The sequence below is a fragment of the [Pantoea] beijingensis genome, assembly GCF_022647505.1.
GTDB lineage: Bacteria > Pseudomonadota > Gammaproteobacteria > Enterobacterales > Enterobacteriaceae > Erwinia > Erwinia beijingensis.
In genome coordinates this window covers 1,929,397-1,945,317 of record NZ_CP071409.1, presented here as the reverse complement: position 1 = coordinate 1,945,317, position 15,921 = coordinate 1,929,397, and the positions used below count along the sequence as shown (strand labels likewise).

Sequence of the window (15,921 nt, the reverse complement as noted above, 5' to 3'; positions counted from 1 at the left end):
GGTTATCCAGCTTTACGCAGTTGCGCACTGTGACGATTTTGTAGTTGAACCAGGCGCTCCATATACGCTAAATCTTTTGGCTCAAGAGTAAATGCGAAATCAACCCAATCCTCCGTGATATCCATGAGTTCGGCACGCGTTAATTGAAGAACTCTCTGGCGTGCCTTAAGCATTGCTTTTACACCATTAAGTTTTGGCCTAAGCGTATCAATAAATGTCCGGGTGGTACGATAGGCCTCTCCTGGCTGGAATAAACGGTCAACCAGACCACGCTGCGCATACCACTCGGCGGTATGTGATTCGCCATCCATGATGAGTTCCTCCGCCAGCTTCATTCCCGCCCGGCGAGAAACCAGTGAGTAACCGCCCATCCCGGGAAAGAGATTAAAGGCAATCTCAGGGAAGCCCATCCGCGCTGTATTTTGCGCCAGGACAAAGTGATGTGCCAATACGGCTTCAAAGCCGCCACCTAACGCGCTTCCCTCAACCATAGCAATGGTAACCGCGCCGGTATCAAATCCTTTCGCGGCGGCGTGAATGCAATCAACGCAGGCCCGGGCATAGGCGCGTAAAGCTTCACGGCGACCATTGGTGATTGATTCAACAAAAAATCCTAAATCACCACCTGCATTAAACATTGAAGGTATCAAGGAACCCGTGACCCAGAAGTCAATAGGAAGCCCCGATTGCTGTGCGGCATAGCTGAGGTTCATGATCTCTTCAATTAGCGCATGATTAAAACTGGGTCGCGGCTCCGCTCGCAGCATCATCCACATGGTTCGGCGCTCCTCTTCATAATAAGCGGACAATTGCGTAGTTTTTCCCATTTCGGTAAATAAGCGGCAGGTCGCCTGGTTTATTACAGTCATCGTCTCATCCTCAGTTAGTGTGATGCGTGGTACCCAAAATAATTCACACAGCAGGTAGCCGCTACGCAGCATCCAGCGGCTTATTGCGTGACTGGATGCCGCGAGGGGGTCAACAAACCTGCCGCCAGAAGTATGGCGGGAATACCTACATCATCAGCGTAATTCAGCGCGATGATGGACTAAACGACTGACTGATTTTTAAGATAAAAGACGTGAAAATTCCCGGTGTAATGACCGGGAATTTGTGCAAGGGATGGATTGAAATAGCGGAAGTAATTTATTTAATGGCAGCACGCTGGCCCACAACAAGCCGTGCACTTTTCACGCGTTTTGAATACATTGCGGTAATAATCGGCACCAAAACCGAGGTCACAATAACCGAGGTTGCTACCAGTGCAGTTGCTGCAGGTGCGACCGGTTTGAACTGCGGCACCATTTCCGCGATAAGGACCGGCGTTGCAACCGCCGCGCCTGCCGAACTGGACGCTGCAATACCCGCGGTGCCATCCCCACCGCCAATCAGGCGATCGGCAATGATTAATGGAATACCGGTAATGATAATCACTGCGATACCAATGAAGATACCCAGTAATCCCGTTTCCGCGATCACGGAGAGGTCAATCGTGTTACCCAAAGCAAAGGCAAAGAAAGGAATCAGAGTATGAACCGCTTTTCCAAAGAGCTCACGCAATTCCGGATCCAGGTTACCCAGCGCAAAGCCAATAATAAAGGGTAATACCGCCCCGACAAACACATGCGGCTCAAAGGAAGCAATGCCCGATGTACCCAGAATTATCATGGTCATCAGTGGCCCGGACTCCAGAGACATCAAAACAAAGGCGCCCGCCTCTTCTTTGGTGCCATATTGCTGCATAATTGAAGCGTACAGACCGCCGTTAGTCATATCCATTGACGCCACCAGCGCCAACGTTGACAAGCCTGCCAACATCCCGACCTGAATACCCTGTTCAGGAATTATGCGCGCCGCAATTGCCGCAACAATGCAGGCGACGGCGACTTTGGTTACCACTAATGTTCCTGATTTGCGTAGCACGGTTCCCGTCGCGCTTAGCTTGATGGATGCTCCCATACAAAAAAACCATACGGCCAGGATAGGCACGGTTCCGGACATAAGACCATTGGTAAAAGAGCCAAAATACTTCCCGGATTCAGGCGCGAAAGTGTGACAGATCGCACCGATAAACAGTGGCACAAGCATCATACCACCGGGGATTTTGTCGATTGCGCGTTTAATTTGCATGGTGCCTTTCACCTCATATGAGTAAGACGAAACAGTGTTTATGTGCAGTTGCCCCAATAGCGAGTGAGAGAAAGATAACGTTAAAATAAAGTAAGAAAAGTGATCGCCAGCTTGTTTTTGAAACATCGTTTCATTTTAAAAGGTAGTTAATTTCATTATTTTGATGAATGCTCAGGGTTATCATCAGAAAAGTTCACTTTTCTCTGAATGCCGTCTCTTACGTTTTTCATACACCGCACACATACAGAGGCTTTCAGCCTGATATCCTCTTCACGCAAAAAAAAAACGATAACCGCGCTGAAGCACGCATATCACCCTGTACCTTTTGTGCCATGATGGTTTTTTAACCAGAAGAATTAGGAGTTTTTAACCTGTAAGAAAGTGTCCAACTCACTACAATATCCTTACGTAATAGCCAACCACGTAATAGTTAGCTTGCTTTCTATCTGACGCGTCTTTTGCAAGTGTAAACGGGAAAGGATGGGGGATAGCTTTACGCGCTTGTGCGTACGATAACGATTGGCGCTGACATCCCTACTGCCGATGTAGCAGAGATATCAGGCTAAGGTAAAGAAACAGTAAGTGGACCCACGCGCAGGGAATGGCAACTATAATGAAAGAGTTGTCTCTGCTGGAAACTAGAAAGGAGTTGTTATTATGTCAATCAATGCCAAGCGTATTACCGCAGCCGTTCTGGCCGTAACATTCGTGCTGTCATTAAGCGCCTGTTCAAATTGGTCAAAGCGCGATCGTAATACTGCGATTGGTGCAGGTGCCGGTGCAATCGGTGGCTCTGTTCTGACAAATGGAAGTGGGCTGGGAACTCTTGGTGGTGCCGCGGTTGGTGGTATTATCGGCCACCAGATAAGTAAATAAAGATTCAACAATAATAATATTCCGGCTAGCGCAGCGCATCTACTTATCTAAGGCCGTGGTATCTGAATCCGGTTGTCTGGTTGAGACGCGAATTCAGTTCCACGGCTTTTTCAATTATCCACCGGCCAGTTTTACCTTCATGCCTTTCGCTTCCAGCAGAGATTTGAGCAGGTCACGTTTATCACCCTGAATTTCGATAATGCCATCCTTCAGCGCGCCTCCACAACCGCATTTTTTCTTCAATTCTGCAGCCAGTTTTGTCAATTCCACGTCATCCAGGTCAATGCCAGTGATCAGACAAACCCCTTTTCCCTTACGTCCGCTGGTTTGCCGTTGGATTCGTACGATGCCATCACCTTTGGGCCGAGCGATGCTGGCTTTAGGCTGCTCAATGCGACCGCTCTCGGTGGAATAGACCAGACGGTTGTTTTCCACTTTCATTACGCCCCCTGCAATGTTGCCAGGATATCCTGCAGCGCAGTAGCTGGTTCAGCAGCCTGCGTAATCGGACGCCCGATGACCATATAATCAACGCCAGCCCGCTGCGCTTCAACCGGCGTCATAATGCGGCGCTGATCGCCAATGTTACTGCCTGTGGGGCGGATTCCTGGGGTGACCAATTTAAAATCCTGCCCGATAGCGGTTTTGAACCTTCGCGCTTCCTGAGCGGAACAAACGACACCATCCAGTCCGCACTGATGCGCCAGCTGTGCCAGACGTTCGGCATGGTCAGCGGGAGCGGCCGTAATGCCAATATCTCGCAAGTCTTCAGCCTCCATGCTGGTTAATACCGTAACGGCTATCAATAACGGAGCATCCTTGCCAAAGGGCATTAACGCCTCTCGCGCTGCCGTCATCATTCGGGTTCCCCCGCTTGCGTGTACATTGACCATCCAGACACCTAAATCCGCCGCAGCTGCTACGGCATGAGCGGCAGTATTAGGAATATCATGAAATTTCAGGTCGAGAAAAATATCAAAACCACGCCCTTGCAGTTCACGGACGAACTGCGGGCCAAATAACGTAAACATTTCTTTGCCGACTTTCAGACGGCAAGACGCAGGATCGATACGGTCAACAAAGGCCATTGCACTTTCGCGGTTCGCATAATCCAGCGCTACCAGTATCGGCGAGTCGGTTACAGTTTGGGGGGATGGCATAAGATAACCCTTTGACAGTGAAGCACCGGCGCGGCGCATAGGATAAACGGCAAGCATTCTACCCTTGCCCGCCCTAAGTTTACAGCGATACCGGGAGTTTATCCGCTTGCGCCTTAATTCGCGCGACTGGCTGCTAAGCGAAGGATTTTCTGTCGCTAAGGGGGCGTAACTATTTTTGATATTAATTTGTATGTTGTAACTAAGATGAAAGGGAATACTGCCAATGAAGGTAAATCACTGGCCGCTATCTTCACGCGGAGACATCCTTAAATTCAGGGAAGAAAATCACCGCGAGAATTTATTTACTGCCCGTCTAACCCACGGATTGGCTTCACGGAGGACCAGGCCCGACATGATGGACAATGCCAGTAAAGTGCATGGGCGGTAAACCCGCATTTCTGGCAGCGATAGCGAGGCTTCGTACGGATTTGCTCGCCCACCATGTCACGCAGCACCATCAGGCTCTCTTTTGCTCTGCCATCTTCAGCCTCATGCAGGTGAAAATCCATTAAGCGGTGGAAGACACGCATAGTGGGATGACGCTGAAGCTGGCGATTAATATACACCTGAGCGACTTCTGCGCCCTCTTCGCGCTCAAGTATATCCGACAAATAAAGCTCAGCCGCTGCCCCTGTGTTCTCTTCAACGCAACGTTTCAGATAATGAGCCCACGCTTGTGGCTGATTAAGCCTCTGGTAGCAGGTTTCTAGCATCGCCAGAGTTTCACTGACTAATTCTTTATCTTGTTCAATAACGCGTTGCAGATGATCAACAGCGCGCGAATAATCGCCTTGAGCCATCAAAATACGGCCCATCATGATTGAGATTCGAGCACTTTGCCGATCGGCTGCTTCGCCCTTTTTCAACAGGTTCATGGCACGATCAAGATCGTCACTTCCCATCGCCTGTAATGCCAGCTCACAATAAAAGTGGGCAATCTCCATTTTTTGCTGGTTTTTGCCGAGCTTAACCAGCCGCTCAGCTACATCAATGGCTTTCTGCCAGTCGCTGGTTGACTGATGAATCAGCAACAATTGCTGCAGGGCGCTGGTGCGGAAATCCGTTTCGTCCACCAATTGACCAAACATATCTTCGGCACGATCGTAGAGGCCAGCAGCCATGTAATCACGCCCAAGTTGCTGTATCGCCAGCAGCCGCTGGTCATAGGTCAGCGAGGCGCTTTCCATTAATGACTGATGAATACGGATCGCCCGATCAACTTCCCCACGAGAACGGAATAAGTTACCGAGTGTAAGGTGTGCTTCAACGGTTCCGCTGTCCTCTTTGAGCATATCAAGAAACAGATCAACGGCTTTATCCTGCTGATCTGAAAGCAGGAAATTTACGCCGGTCACGTAATCGCGAGATAAGCGACTGGCCTCCTGTTGTTTATCCTGCTGCGCACTCCTGCGCCCCATATACCAACCATAGGCGGCAGCGACGGGTAATAACAGAAACAGCAGTTCCAACATGTGTGATTATTCCTTAACGGCAGAAGTCTGTGACACTGTCACTGACTCTTCCGCCTGCCCCAACTGCTGCTGGAGACGTTTTAATTTACGCTGTGAATGCGCCAACGTTACTCTCACGCGGAGCCAAAACAGGCCACAAACGGCCCAGCCAAGCAAAAAGCCAACGGCAAAAAGTGTTGCCACAAGCGTCGATACACGGTACTCACCCTGCGCAAGCAGGTAATTGAAAGAAACAATCTGATCGTTATGCGCACCGAGCGTCACCGAGATGACGAAAATCACTAAAACCAATATAAAGATCAGCAAATATTTCACATTTCGTCCCATAATTTGGTGTTAACCAAAAGAATTATGCCAAAAAAATTGAAGGGATGCTGCATGATATGCCTTAAATTATTCGGGTTATACGAAGATAACAACCGCGCCGACTCAATATCCAGGCACGCTACTCACGCAGTCTCTCTCACTACCCCAAGTCAAAATATGAGAGTGATAACATTCAGAATAAATGGCATACCGGCTGCTCCTTAGCCTGTTACCGTCACAATAATGAGTGTTATGGGGGCAACGACTGCCATTTACAATCATTTTGCCCCTTCATCTTCTCGCTGCTTAATTTCACCCTGTTCTTGTGGCCGGATGCTAAGTGGCCCGCAAACGCATTGCGCCAGCCAGGTCGCTACAGTAACCAGCAGCCAACTGATAAGAGTGGCAACAACCAAATCACGCGGCCAATGCATCCCCAATAATACTCTACTGCCCATAACCGCTGTCGCCCATATCAGCAACACTATTACCGTTTTGACATGCCGCCTTGGCCAAAGCAGTCCCACGCCTAATAATGCCCAACTGGCAGCAAAGAGCGTATGACCAGAAGGAAACGCGAATCCGGTCTCGAAAGCCCAATGCCTTTTAAGCCAGCGCGGCAAATGTGAATCATCCGCGATTAATTGTGTGACCATTTCGCCACGCGCTTTCCGCTTCAGCGCATAGAAGGCGTCTTCATTAATTCCATGGGTCTTTTCCAGCCACAACACGTAAGGCCGCGGCTCCTGCACATGCTCTTTAATAAATGACTTGGTATATTGTCCGGCAATGATAGCGGCGACCATGATAATTAGCAGGAAAATTGCAGGTTGGAGGCGGAATCGCAAGCACCATAAAAACCAGGCGCAAAGAATAGCACTGGTTAGAATTCCCCATGGGCGTGTCACGGTTTCGGTCACCCAGTACAACCCATGCAAAAATACCCCACTCTCGCCAGGCTGCCATTTCCAGCCTGAAATCCACAGTGAAACGGGCATAATAAGTAATAACAATGCGCCGGGCAGCGTGCGCTTCGCAATATCAAGCATTATTCATCCTAGCCGTTAACTGTAATTGAGCCAAACTTCATCTAATATTAGTATAAAAAATAATAACATAACGATTTACACTTGGATAATCGTGCTGGATCACTACAATCGGGGATACACATTACCCGGCAACGCCCTGGTTGTGGCAAAATACTCACTAAATAATTCCGATTGTGGTAAGGCGATAATGTCAAACACGTACGCAGGTTTATCCAGTGGAGCGGGTGCATTTCGCCAGCAACGAGAAGTGTCACAGGTACAGGATGTTTTTTCAGTCAGGTTGCTGACACCGCGCTACCATGACGATAGCGCAACAAATGATGGTTCTGGAGAGTCACATGCAGCTTAAACGGGTGGCAGAAGCCAAACTGCCAACGCCATGGGGCGATTTCCTCATGGTCGGTTTTGAAGAATTGGCCACGGGCCATGACCACCTTGCACTGGTTTATGGTGATATTACGGATAGTGAGCCTGTACTGGCTCGTGTACATTCCGAGTGTTTGACCGGTGATGCGCTGTTCAGCTTACGTTGTGATTGCGGTTTTCAATTGGAAGCCGCAATCACCGCGATTGCGGAAGCAGGCCGCGGGGTGCTGCTTTATCACCGGCAGGAAGGTCGCAATATTGGTTTACTCAATAAGATCCGCGCCTACGCGCTTCAGGATAAAGGCTACGATACGGTTGAGGCAAATCATCAACTCGGCTTTGCAGCTGACGAACGTGATTTCACGCTGTGCGCGGACATGTTTAAATTATTGAGCATTAACGAGGTCCGTCTGCTGACCAATAATCCGCGTAAAGTTGAGATTCTGAGCGAAGCCGGCATAAACATCGTGGAGCGCGTGCCGTTAGTCGTTGGCCGTAATCCGGAGAATGCGCATTACCTTGATACCAAGGCCGCTAAGATGGGGCATTTGCTGCCCAAGTCTTAATATTCAAAATCTAACGGGCCGTCTTCTGTTACCAGGTTTCGGCCCGTTTTAGTTTTATTGCCCAACCGTCGCTATCGATCGGTCATAACATATTGCGGATGACGTAATGTAAGATGCCATCATTACGATAATAGGTAAGTTCGTTACCTGTATCGATACGGCAGCGGGTATCCAGTGTTTCCCGGCGACCATCGGCATACGTTAGTGTAACTTTAACCGTGCCCCCTGCCTTCAACTGCATCAAATTTTCCACATCAATTTGTTCATCTCCGCTCAGGCCGAGTGTCTTACGCGTAACGCCCTGTGGAAACTCCAGTGGCAGGATCCCCATACCGATCAAATTTGAACGATGAATACGTTCAAATGATTCAGCAATGACTACCCGAACGCCCAGTAAGCGAGGGCCTTTAGCAGCCCAGTCCCGACTTGACCCAGAGCCGTACTCTTTGCCTGCGATAACAGCCAGTGGCACCCCATCCTGCTGGTATTGCATAGCCGCATCATAAATATCAAGCTGCTTATTGCCCGGGATATAACGCGTTACGCCACCCTCAATGCCCGGAACCATTTCGTTACGAATACGAATGTTGGCGAAAGTACCACGCATCATCACTTCATGATTGCCGCGTCTTGAGCCGTATGAGTTAAACTCGCCGCGTTCAACACCGTGCCCCAGCAAATAGCGCCCCGCGGGGCTCTCTGCTTTGATATTGCCGGCAGGAGAAATATGGTCGGTCGTGACCGAGTCACCCAGCATTGCCAACACCCGAGCGCCTTTAATATCTTCTACAGGTTTGGGCGTTTTACCCATATCGTCGAAAAACGGTGAAAGGCGAATATAAGTTGAACCGTCATCCCAATCGTAAGTCGCTGCCTCACTCACTTTAATCTGCTGCCATTCCGGCGTACCTTCGAAGACTTCAGCATATTCCTTACGGAACATATCGGTAGAAACCTGCTGAACCGCCTCTGCAATCTCTTCCGGCGTAGGCCAGATATCCTGGAGATAGACTGGCTTACCGGTTTTATCTTCACCCAGCGGCTCAGTTTGCAGGTTAATATTCATATTCCCTGCTAGCGCATAAGCAACCACCAGTGGTGGAGAAGCCAACCAATTGGTTTTCACATAAGGGTGAATGCGCCCTTCAAAGTTGCGGTTCCCGGAAAGCACCGCACCTACGGTTAAGTCACCCTCTTTAATCGCGCCTTCAATCGCGGCTGGCAACGGGCCGGAGTTACCAATACAGGTTGTACAACCGTAACCCACCAGATTAAAGCCAAGTTTATCCAGATATGGCGTCAGTCGCGCTACGGCGAGATAGTCAGAAACCACTTTTGAACCGGGCGCAAGCGAGGCTTTAACCCAGGGTTTTCGCGTCAGCCCCAGCAATACCGCTTTTTTGGCCAGTAAGCCCGCGGCCATTAATACACTGGGATTTGATGTATTGGTACAGGACGTAATTGCCGCGATCACTACCGCACCATCCGTTAATTGATGCTGTTGTCCCTTATCGCTGTAATTAATCGCTTTATGAGGTTTCTGTGCCTGATTGACCTCGAGTTGATTACTTTGCTGGAACGCACGCGGCACGTCGCCCAATGATACCCGGTCCTGTGGCCGTTTTGGCCCGGCAAGGCTGGCCTCAACCGTGCTCATATCAAGCGCCAGCGAGCTGGTAAACACGGGCTCATCGCCAGGATTCCGCCACATTCCCTGCGCTTTGGTATAGGCCTCTACGAGGGCGACCTGCTCAGTGCTACGGCCTGTCAGCTTCATATAGCCAAGGGTGATATCATCAACCGGGAAAAAACCGCACGTTGCACCATATTCGGGTGCCATATTGGCAATAGTTGCCCGATCGGCCAGCGGAAGATCGCTAAGTCCATCCCCATAGAATTCGACAAATTTACCGACAACACCGTGTTTACGCAGCATTTGCGTCACGGTCAAAACTAAATCTGTTGCAGTGATCCCGGGGCGCAGTTTGCCGGAAAGTTTGAAACCTACCACGTCAGGGATGAGCATTGATACTGGCTGGCCGAGCATCGCCGCTTCCGCCTCAATACCGCCGACCCCCCACCCCAGTACGCCAAGTGCATTAATCATTGTGGTATGAGAATCAGTACCCACCAAAGTATCCGGATAGGCAACTTCATGGCCATCCTGTACTTCATGCCATATAGACTGGCCAAGGTATTCCAGGTTCACCTGGTGACAAATACCCGTTCCAGGCGGGACAACACGAAACTGGTTAAATGCTTTTTGCCCCCAACGCAGGAAAACATAACGCTCATGATTACGCTCCATTTCCAGGCGAACATTTTCTTCAAAAGCATCATCATCACCGAAATGATCGACAGTAACCGAATGATCGATGACCAAATCGACGGGGGAAAGTGGATTAACTTTATTCACATCGCCGCCCAGCCGCTTAACGGCTTCGCGCATTGCGGCAAGGTCAACAACTGCGGGTACGCCGGTAAAATCCTGCATTAACACGCGCGCCGGACGGTAGGCAATTTCTCTGTCGGCATGGGCATTTTCCAGCCAGCCAGCCAGTGCATGAATATCCTCTGTCGTCACCGAACTTTCGTCCTGCCAGCGCAGAAGGTTTTCCAACAATACTTTCATCGATTTAGGTAAGCGGGCAATATCACCAAGCTGCTGGGCAGCGCGGGGCAGGCTGTAATAGCGGTAATACCGCCCTTCCACTTCCAACGTATGCTGGCTGATTTGGCGTAGGGTAGACGACATAGCTCCTCCTTTTTATTCTGCTTTTAACAATAACCTGAGTAAATACAAGGTCAGCATTAAAGATAGTACAAATTAGAGGTAACGTTTTGATTGCAACACAAAATGACAAGAGTTCTAACATTCTTTTAAAACAAAAGCGCCCCGGATAAAAACTTAACCAAGGCGCTTTATTAATATAGATGCATTTTTACTGCATTATTATCCATGCCGCACTTGCCCAGACAATAAAAGAAAAGAGGAAAGTGCTCAGCCATGAAATTTTAATAAGATTCATTATTACCTCGCTCAGACCTTATGGCCGTGGCGTTATACCACTAATCAAATCACCTCGAATTGATTAGTTTATTTAAGATTGGAAAAGGGTAACAACATTTGATGTTGTCTTAACTGGGATAACGGATACTGATTAAGTCATTGATGATATTGCGTTGCGGAATCGGCTTAGCGCAAATTGAAAATGAGGTGATTATTACTGATTTTTATTTTCTACCATCGATTCAATAAAATTCCGCTGCGGTTCGCTAAGCTCCCACGACGCAGGAATGATAGTTTCATCGGTAACCGGGCTTTGCGGATAACAGCACGGTTGCATTTCACACACATTTTTTTGCTTAGCGATCATTACCTGTTCCGACATGAGTTAACCTCACAAATGCCAAATGATGAGTGCAACGACAACCCAAAACAGTCCTGAGATAGCAAATGCCGCGAGCCATGCCTTACGGCGAGTGCTAACAATGCGCCTGGTTTTGGTTGTTTCTGTTTCAACAACGGACTGGATACTTAATCTTGTAATCATAGCTTTGTGATAACCACTCTCATTACGTAGTCGTTAACGTGAATTGGAATATGAGAATAATCCTAATCACTTTATCGCTAAAAATCCAGTTATTTGTTTGGCGAAACGGTAAAACTTAATTTATGTGTAGCGTGAAGATTTATCATTAAACGTAAACTTGCATATTAAATATTAATTAAACATTAACTCAAATTATCAGATAACAGCACCAAATTAGCACCACAAAAAACAAGACTATTATCGCCCTCTTTCCCTTATCCCTGCTGTGATTTGCCGCTTTGTACAGCTTGATTATGGGAATACTTTTGGCATGCTGCAAAGACGTCCGTTTAAAAATGTGTACCGTTTCTCATTTAATGAATAACGATAAGGAAACATGTGATGCACGTTTCATTTACTGAAAAATAATAAACGCCCTTAAACAGAATAGGGGTTTTATCGTCAATCACAATGAAAAGAGCCGCATAAGCGGCCCGGGAGAATCACTGGCGTACACACGTTTTATCTTGCAGGTAATTTGATATCTTTGAACATAGCTTCAATATCTTCATTCGAACGTAACGCAACCGCAGCATCCACCACGTCACGAGTTAAATGTGGCGCAAATCGTTGAATAAAATCATACATATAACTTCTCAGGAAAGTGCTGCGGCGAAAACCTATCTTGGTGGTGCTATAGGTAAAGATATCGGTAGCCTCGATACGCACCAAATCCGGATCGGAAACGGGATCAACCGCCATGCTGGCGATAACCCCGACACCAAGCCCTAAACGCACATAGGTTTTAATCACATCAGCGTCAGTGGCGGTGAAAACGATCCTTGGCGTTAAACCGGCGCGATTAAAAGCCGTGTCCAACTCCGAGCGCCCCGTGAAGCCAAAGGTATACGTAACCAGAGGAAAATCAGCCAGCTCTTCAATGGAAACTTTTGTTTTCCCTGCCAAAGGATGATCGGCCGTAACCACAATGGCGCGATTCCAGTGATAGCACGGCAGCATGATCAAATCGTCATACAAATGAAGCGCTTCGGTAGCGATAGCGAAGTCAGCATTACCTTTGGAAACAGCTTCTGCAATTTGCGTCGGTGATCCCTGATGCATATGCAACGACACCCGCGGGTAACGTTCAATGAAACCTTTAATGACGCCAGGTAGTGCATAGCGTGCCTGGGTATGGGTCGTGGCGACGTACAAAGACCCTTTATCGGGCCAGGTATGCTCACCTGCCACGGATTTAATGGCATCAACTTTGGATAGCACTTCACGCGCAATGCGAATAATTTCCTCTCCCGCAGGCGTAACCTGCGTAAGGTGTTTTCCACTACGTGCAAAAATTTGAATACCGAGTTCATCCTCCAGCATCCTGACCTGCTTACTGATGCCCGGTTGAGAGGTATAGAGCCCTTCCGCGGTTGAAGAGACGTTCAGATTATGGTTAACCACTTCAACGATATAACGCAGCTGCTGCAATTTCATATTTTCGTTCCGTTCAGAGGTTTGAAGCAACACGCCGAAGAACTGTCCACGTCGGAAAGAAAACTACACCTTCGCGCAGCGGGATCGGAGAGCCGCTACCCGTCGCAGTACGTGATGCAAACTTCTGCGCACCCCGATGCTACAGGATTGTTAATCCAATATTATTTATAACAACTATATCATTTTTATATAATAAGTATAGCTTTTGGATATATAGACAGACTGTCTACTTTCAGATCAGTGTTGCTTATGAGGGAGAGAAATATCGTGAAAAATGTTAAACCGATAAGAAAACGGGCCAGCCTGATGCTGGCCCGATAATGACTATTTCTTCGTCACTTTCCATTCACCCTCAATAAAGAAGGCCGACCATCCGGTCGCTTTACCCTCTTTCTCAGCACTAACATACTGCTGCTTGGTTTTGCGACTAAAGCGGACTACAGCTTTATTTCCTTCCTCATCGGCCTCGGGTGCATCAGCAAGATAACGTAGCTTTTCTGGCAAGCGATCCTTGAAGCGTTTCAACTCTTCCACTAGCGGTGCGCGAGTTTCACGGGATTTAGGGAAGGTGTTTGCCGCCAGGAACACACCAGCCGCCCCATCACGCAATACAAAATACGCATCCGATTTTTCACAGGGCAGTTCAGGTAACGGAACCGGATCTTCTTTTGGCGGGGCGACGTCACCATTGCGCAGGATTTTCCGCGTATTTTTACACTCGTCGTTAGTACAAGCCATGTATTTACCAAAACGTCCCATCCTGAGATGCATTTCAGAACCACATTTTTCACACTCAACGATCGGGCCATCATACCCTTTAATGCGGAACTCGCCCTGTTCTATTTCATAACCATCGCAGGTAGGGTTGTTACCACATACATGCAACTTGCGCTGATTATCAATCAGGTAGCTGTCCATTGCTGTCCCGCATTTCTGGCAGCGGCGCCGCGCACGAAGCGCATTCGTTTCCGCATCATCACCTTCCAGAATGTTCAGCACTTCATTCTCAGGAATCAGGTTGATGGTTTGCTTGCAGCGCTCTTTGGGGGGTAAAGCGTAACCAGAGCAGCCGAGAAAAACACCGGTACTGGCCGTTCGGATACCCATTTTGCGCCCGCACGTTGGGCAATCGATTGAAGTCAGCACCATCTGATTTGGCTGCATTCCACCATCTTCAGGATCTTTTTCAGCCTGCTCAAGCTGTTGGCTGAACTCGCCAAAGAATTTATCCAGAACGCCTTTCCACTGCGTCTCGTTATTTGCTACCTGATCGAGGCTGCTTTCCATGTGCGCGGTAAAATCATAATTCATCAACTCGCGGAAATTTTCTTCCAGTCGATCGGTGACGATTTCACCCATTTTTTCCGCGTAAAAGCGGCGGCTTTCTACACGCACATAACCGCGGTCCTGAATGGTTGAAATAATTGATGCATAGGTAGAAGGACGACCAATACCTCGCTTTTCCAGCTCACGAACCAGTGAAGCTTCGCTAAAACGAGCGGGTGGCTTGGTGAAGTGCTGGCTTGGCACCAACTGCTGGAGATTAAGCTCTTCACCAACATTAATCGGTGGCAAGGTACGATCCTCATCCCCTTTACGCAACGCCGGCATCACTTTCGTCCAGCCGTCGAAACGCAGGGTACGACCTTTCGCTTTTAGCTTGAAATCACCTGCCGATACCGTCAACGTTGTGGAGTCGTACTGTGCCGGCATCATTTGACAGGCGACAAACTGGCGCCAAATTAGCTGGTACAGTTTTTGCGCATCAGCTTCCATATCTTTGAGCTGTTCTGCCTGCACGTTGACATCTGAAGGGCGTATCGCCTCGTGCGCTTCCTGTGAGTTGTCTTTACTGGTGTAAACATTCGCGGCCTTTGGCAAATATTTATCGCCAAAGCTACTTTCAATATAACCGCGCACCATACTCACCGCATCCTGGCTCAGATTGGTGGAGTCCGTACGCATATACGTGATATGGCCAGCTTCATACAAGCGCTGTGCCATCATCATCGTTTTTTTCACGCCATAGCCCAGGCGCGTGCTGGCAGCCTGTTGCAGCGTGGAGGTAATAAAAGGCGCGCCCGGTTTACTGCTGGTTGGCTTATCTTCACGATCGGTCACGGCATAGCGTGCTTTCTCGAGCAGGGCCACCGCCGCATGGGTCTGTTCACCATTAACCGGACGGAACGGTTTATCGCCCTGATGCGTCACTTGCATCGGCAGTTCGCTGCCTTTTGGCGTCGTCAAATCTGCATTTAATTCCCAGTACTCCTCAGGAACAAATGCTTTAATTTCGCGCTCACGCTCAACAACCAGGCGGACGGCAACAGACTGAACGCGTCCGGCTGACAGCCCGCGAGCCACCTTTTTCCATAATAGCGGGGAAACCATATATCCCACTACACGGTCCATAAAACGCCGGGCCTGCTGAGCGTTAACCCGATCGATATTTAGCTCGCCGGGTTTTTCAAAAGCCTGTTGAATCGCGTTTTTGGTGATTTCATTAAACACTACGCGACTGTAACGTGACTCATCACCCCCGATCACTTCCCGCAGGTGCCACGCAATGGCCTCCCCCTCGCGGTCAAGGTCGGTTGCGAGATAAATATGTTCTGCGTTCTGCGCCAGCGATTTCAGCTCAGCAACAACTTTTTCTTTTCCGGGAAGAATCTGATAATCAGCATCCCAACCGTGCCAGGGATCGACACCCATGCGATTAACCAGCGCGGTTTTTTCGTCTTTTTTAACCTTTTTGGCCGGTTTACTGGTTGTAGAGTCAGCGCTCTTTTTAACTGTTGAACCACTGGTCGGCAAATCGCGTATATGACCGACGCTGGACTTAACCACGTAGTCATTACCGAGATATTTATTGATTGTTTTGGCCTTTGCCGGGGACTCAACTATTACGAGAGCTTTGCCCATAATTACCTTTACCTAATGATAACTTTCGAATGTAAGTGGTGGCG

General features: G+C 48.7%; 15 protein-coding genes. 3 read left to right on the top strand and 12 right to left on the bottom strand.

What is annotated here, in order from left to right:
* Positions 1-2: 2 nt before the first annotated feature.
* Both J1C60_RS08750 and kdgT read right to left on the bottom strand, forming a co-directional pair.
* The gene (locus tag J1C60_RS08750) at positions 3-869 is read right to left on the bottom strand and encodes a crotonase/enoyl-CoA hydratase family protein (RefSeq protein ID WP_128174603.1); all 867 of its coding nucleotides are present in this window, start codon (positions 867-869) and stop codon (positions 3-5) included.
* 277 nt (positions 870-1,146) lie between these two features.
* Positions 1,147-2,130 (bottom strand): 2-keto-3-deoxygluconate transporter, encoded by a 984-nt coding sequence (kdgT, locus tag J1C60_RS08745; RefSeq protein ID WP_128174605.1) that lies wholly within the window; start codon positions 2,128-2,130, stop codon positions 1,147-1,149.
* A gap of 657 nt (positions 2,131-2,787) precedes the next feature.
* On the opposite strand from kdgT, the gene osmB reads away from it, so the two are divergent.
* On the top strand, positions 2,788-3,006 hold the full coding sequence (osmB, locus tag J1C60_RS08740) for an osmotically-inducible lipoprotein OsmB (protein WP_128174607.1): 219 nt from the start codon (positions 2,788-2,790) through the stop codon (positions 3,004-3,006).
* A 114-nt stretch (positions 3,007-3,120) separates the two neighbouring features.
* Here the strand turns inward: osmB and yciH are convergent, their stop codons facing one another.
* The 5 genes from yciH to pgpB all read right to left on the bottom strand — a co-directional run bounded on the left by yciH (position 3,121) and on the right by pgpB (position 6,993).
* Positions 3,121-3,447, bottom strand: a complete 327-nt coding sequence (gene yciH, locus J1C60_RS08735) for a stress response translation initiation inhibitor YciH (RefSeq protein ID WP_128174608.1) — start codon at positions 3,445-3,447, stop codon at positions 3,121-3,123.
* Positions 3,447-4,166, bottom strand: coding sequence for an orotidine-5'-phosphate decarboxylase (pyrF, locus tag J1C60_RS08730; RefSeq protein ID WP_128174610.1), 720 nt, complete (start codon positions 4,164-4,166; stop codon positions 3,447-3,449). The genes yciH and pyrF overlap by 1 nt, the downstream gene beginning before the upstream one ends.
* A 302-nt stretch (positions 4,167-4,468) precedes the next feature.
* Positions 4,469-5,638 carry a lipopolysaccharide assembly protein LapB gene (gene lapB / locus J1C60_RS08725; RefSeq protein WP_128174612.1) on the bottom strand — a complete coding sequence of 390 codons (1,170 nt, stop codon included), beginning with the start codon at positions 5,636-5,638 and terminating at the stop codon, positions 4,469-4,471.
* A gap of 6 nt (positions 5,639-5,644) precedes the next feature.
* Positions 5,645-5,953, bottom strand: a complete 309-nt coding sequence (locus tag J1C60_RS08720; RefSeq protein WP_128174614.1) for a LapA family protein — start codon at positions 5,951-5,953, stop codon at positions 5,645-5,647.
* A 269-nt stretch (positions 5,954-6,222) separates the two neighbouring features.
* Positions 6,223-6,993, bottom strand: a complete 771-nt coding sequence (pgpB, locus tag J1C60_RS08715; RefSeq protein ID WP_128174616.1) for a phosphatidylglycerophosphatase B — start codon at positions 6,991-6,993, stop codon at positions 6,223-6,225.
* A 187-nt stretch (positions 6,994-7,180) separates the two neighbouring features.
* Here pgpB and J1C60_RS08710 point away from each other — a divergent pair, with 187 nt between their 5' ends.
* Both J1C60_RS08710 and ribA read left to right on the top strand, forming a co-directional pair.
* Positions 7,181-7,342, top strand: coding sequence for a hypothetical protein (locus tag J1C60_RS08710; RefSeq protein WP_154324899.1), 162 nt, complete (start codon positions 7,181-7,183; stop codon positions 7,340-7,342).
* Complete coding sequence (gene ribA / locus J1C60_RS08705) at positions 7,332-7,925, top strand: GTP cyclohydrolase II (RefSeq protein WP_128174618.1); 594 nt, start codon at positions 7,332-7,334, stop codon at positions 7,923-7,925. Before J1C60_RS08710 ends, ribA begins: the two co-directional genes overlap by 11 nt.
* Positions 7,926-8,007: 82 nt before the next feature.
* Here ribA and acnA read toward each other — a convergent pair whose 3' ends face one another.
* The 5 genes from acnA to topA all read right to left on the bottom strand — a co-directional run bounded on the left by acnA (position 8,008) and on the right by topA (position 15,877).
* A complete protein-coding gene (gene acnA / locus J1C60_RS08700) occupies positions 8,008-10,680 on the bottom strand; it encodes an aconitate hydratase AcnA (protein WP_128174619.1) in 2,673 nt (890 codons plus the stop codon).
* A 469-nt stretch (positions 10,681-11,149) separates the two neighbouring features.
* The gene (locus J1C60_RS08695) at positions 11,150-11,317 is read right to left on the bottom strand and encodes a hypothetical protein (protein ID WP_154324896.1); all 168 of its coding nucleotides are present in this window, start codon (positions 11,315-11,317) and stop codon (positions 11,150-11,152) included.
* A 9-nt stretch (positions 11,318-11,326) separates the two neighbouring features.
* Entirely contained in the window at positions 11,327-11,479 is a 153-nt protein-coding gene (locus J1C60_RS08690; protein ID WP_128174621.1) for a YmiA family putative membrane protein, read from the bottom strand.
* A 501-nt stretch (positions 11,480-11,980) separates the two neighbouring features.
* Entirely contained in the window at positions 11,981-12,955 is a 975-nt protein-coding gene (gene cysB / locus J1C60_RS08685) for an HTH-type transcriptional regulator CysB (protein ID WP_128174622.1), read from the bottom strand.
* Between the two features lie 324 nt (positions 12,956-13,279).
* On the bottom strand, positions 13,280-15,877 hold the full coding sequence (gene topA, locus J1C60_RS08680) for a type I DNA topoisomerase (RefSeq protein ID WP_128174624.1): 2,598 nt from the start codon (positions 15,875-15,877) through the stop codon (positions 13,280-13,282).
* Positions 15,878-15,921: the final 44 nt, after the last annotated feature.

Coding starts and splice junctions, on each gene's coding strand:
- J1C60_RS08750 (WP_128174603.1), bottom strand. CDS start 869: ATGACTGTAATAAACCAGGCGACCTGCCGCTTATTTACCGAAATGGGA.
- kdgT (WP_128174605.1), bottom strand. CDS start 2,130: ATGCAAATTAAACGCGCAATCGACAAAATCCCCGGTGGTATGATGCTT.
- osmB (WP_128174607.1), top strand. CDS start 2,788: ATGTCAATCAATGCCAAGCGTATTACCGCAGCCGTTCTGGCCGTAACA.
- yciH (WP_128174608.1), bottom strand. CDS start 3,447: ATGAAAGTGGAAAACAACCGTCTGGTCTATTCCACCGAGAGCGGTCGC.
- pyrF (WP_128174610.1), bottom strand. CDS start 4,166: ATGCCATCCCCCCAAACTGTAACCGACTCGCCGATACTGGTAGCGCTG.
- lapB (WP_128174612.1), bottom strand. CDS start 5,638: ATGTTGGAACTGCTGTTTCTGTTATTACCCGTCGCTGCCGCCTATGGT.
- pgpB (WP_128174616.1), bottom strand. CDS start 6,993: ATGCTTGATATTGCGAAGCGCACGCTGCCCGGCGCATTGTTATTACTT.
- J1C60_RS08710 (WP_154324899.1), top strand. CDS start 7,181: ATGTCAAACACGTACGCAGGTTTATCCAGTGGAGCGGGTGCATTTCGC.
- ribA (WP_128174618.1), top strand. CDS start 7,332: ATGCAGCTTAAACGGGTGGCAGAAGCCAAACTGCCAACGCCATGGGGC.
- acnA (WP_128174619.1), bottom strand. CDS start 10,680: ATGTCGTCTACCCTACGCCAAATCAGCCAGCATACGTTGGAAGTGGAA.
- J1C60_RS08695 (WP_154324896.1), bottom strand. CDS start 11,317: ATGTCGGAACAGGTAATGATCGCTAAGCAAAAAAATGTGTGTGAAATG.
- J1C60_RS08690 (WP_128174621.1), bottom strand. CDS start 11,479: ATGATTACAAGATTAAGTATCCAGTCCGTTGTTGAAACAGAAACAACC.
- cysB (WP_128174622.1), bottom strand. CDS start 12,955: ATGAAATTGCAGCAGCTGCGTTATATCGTTGAAGTGGTTAACCATAAT.
- topA (WP_128174624.1), bottom strand. CDS start 15,877: ATGGGCAAAGCTCTCGTAATAGTTGAGTCCCCGGCAAAGGCCAAAACA.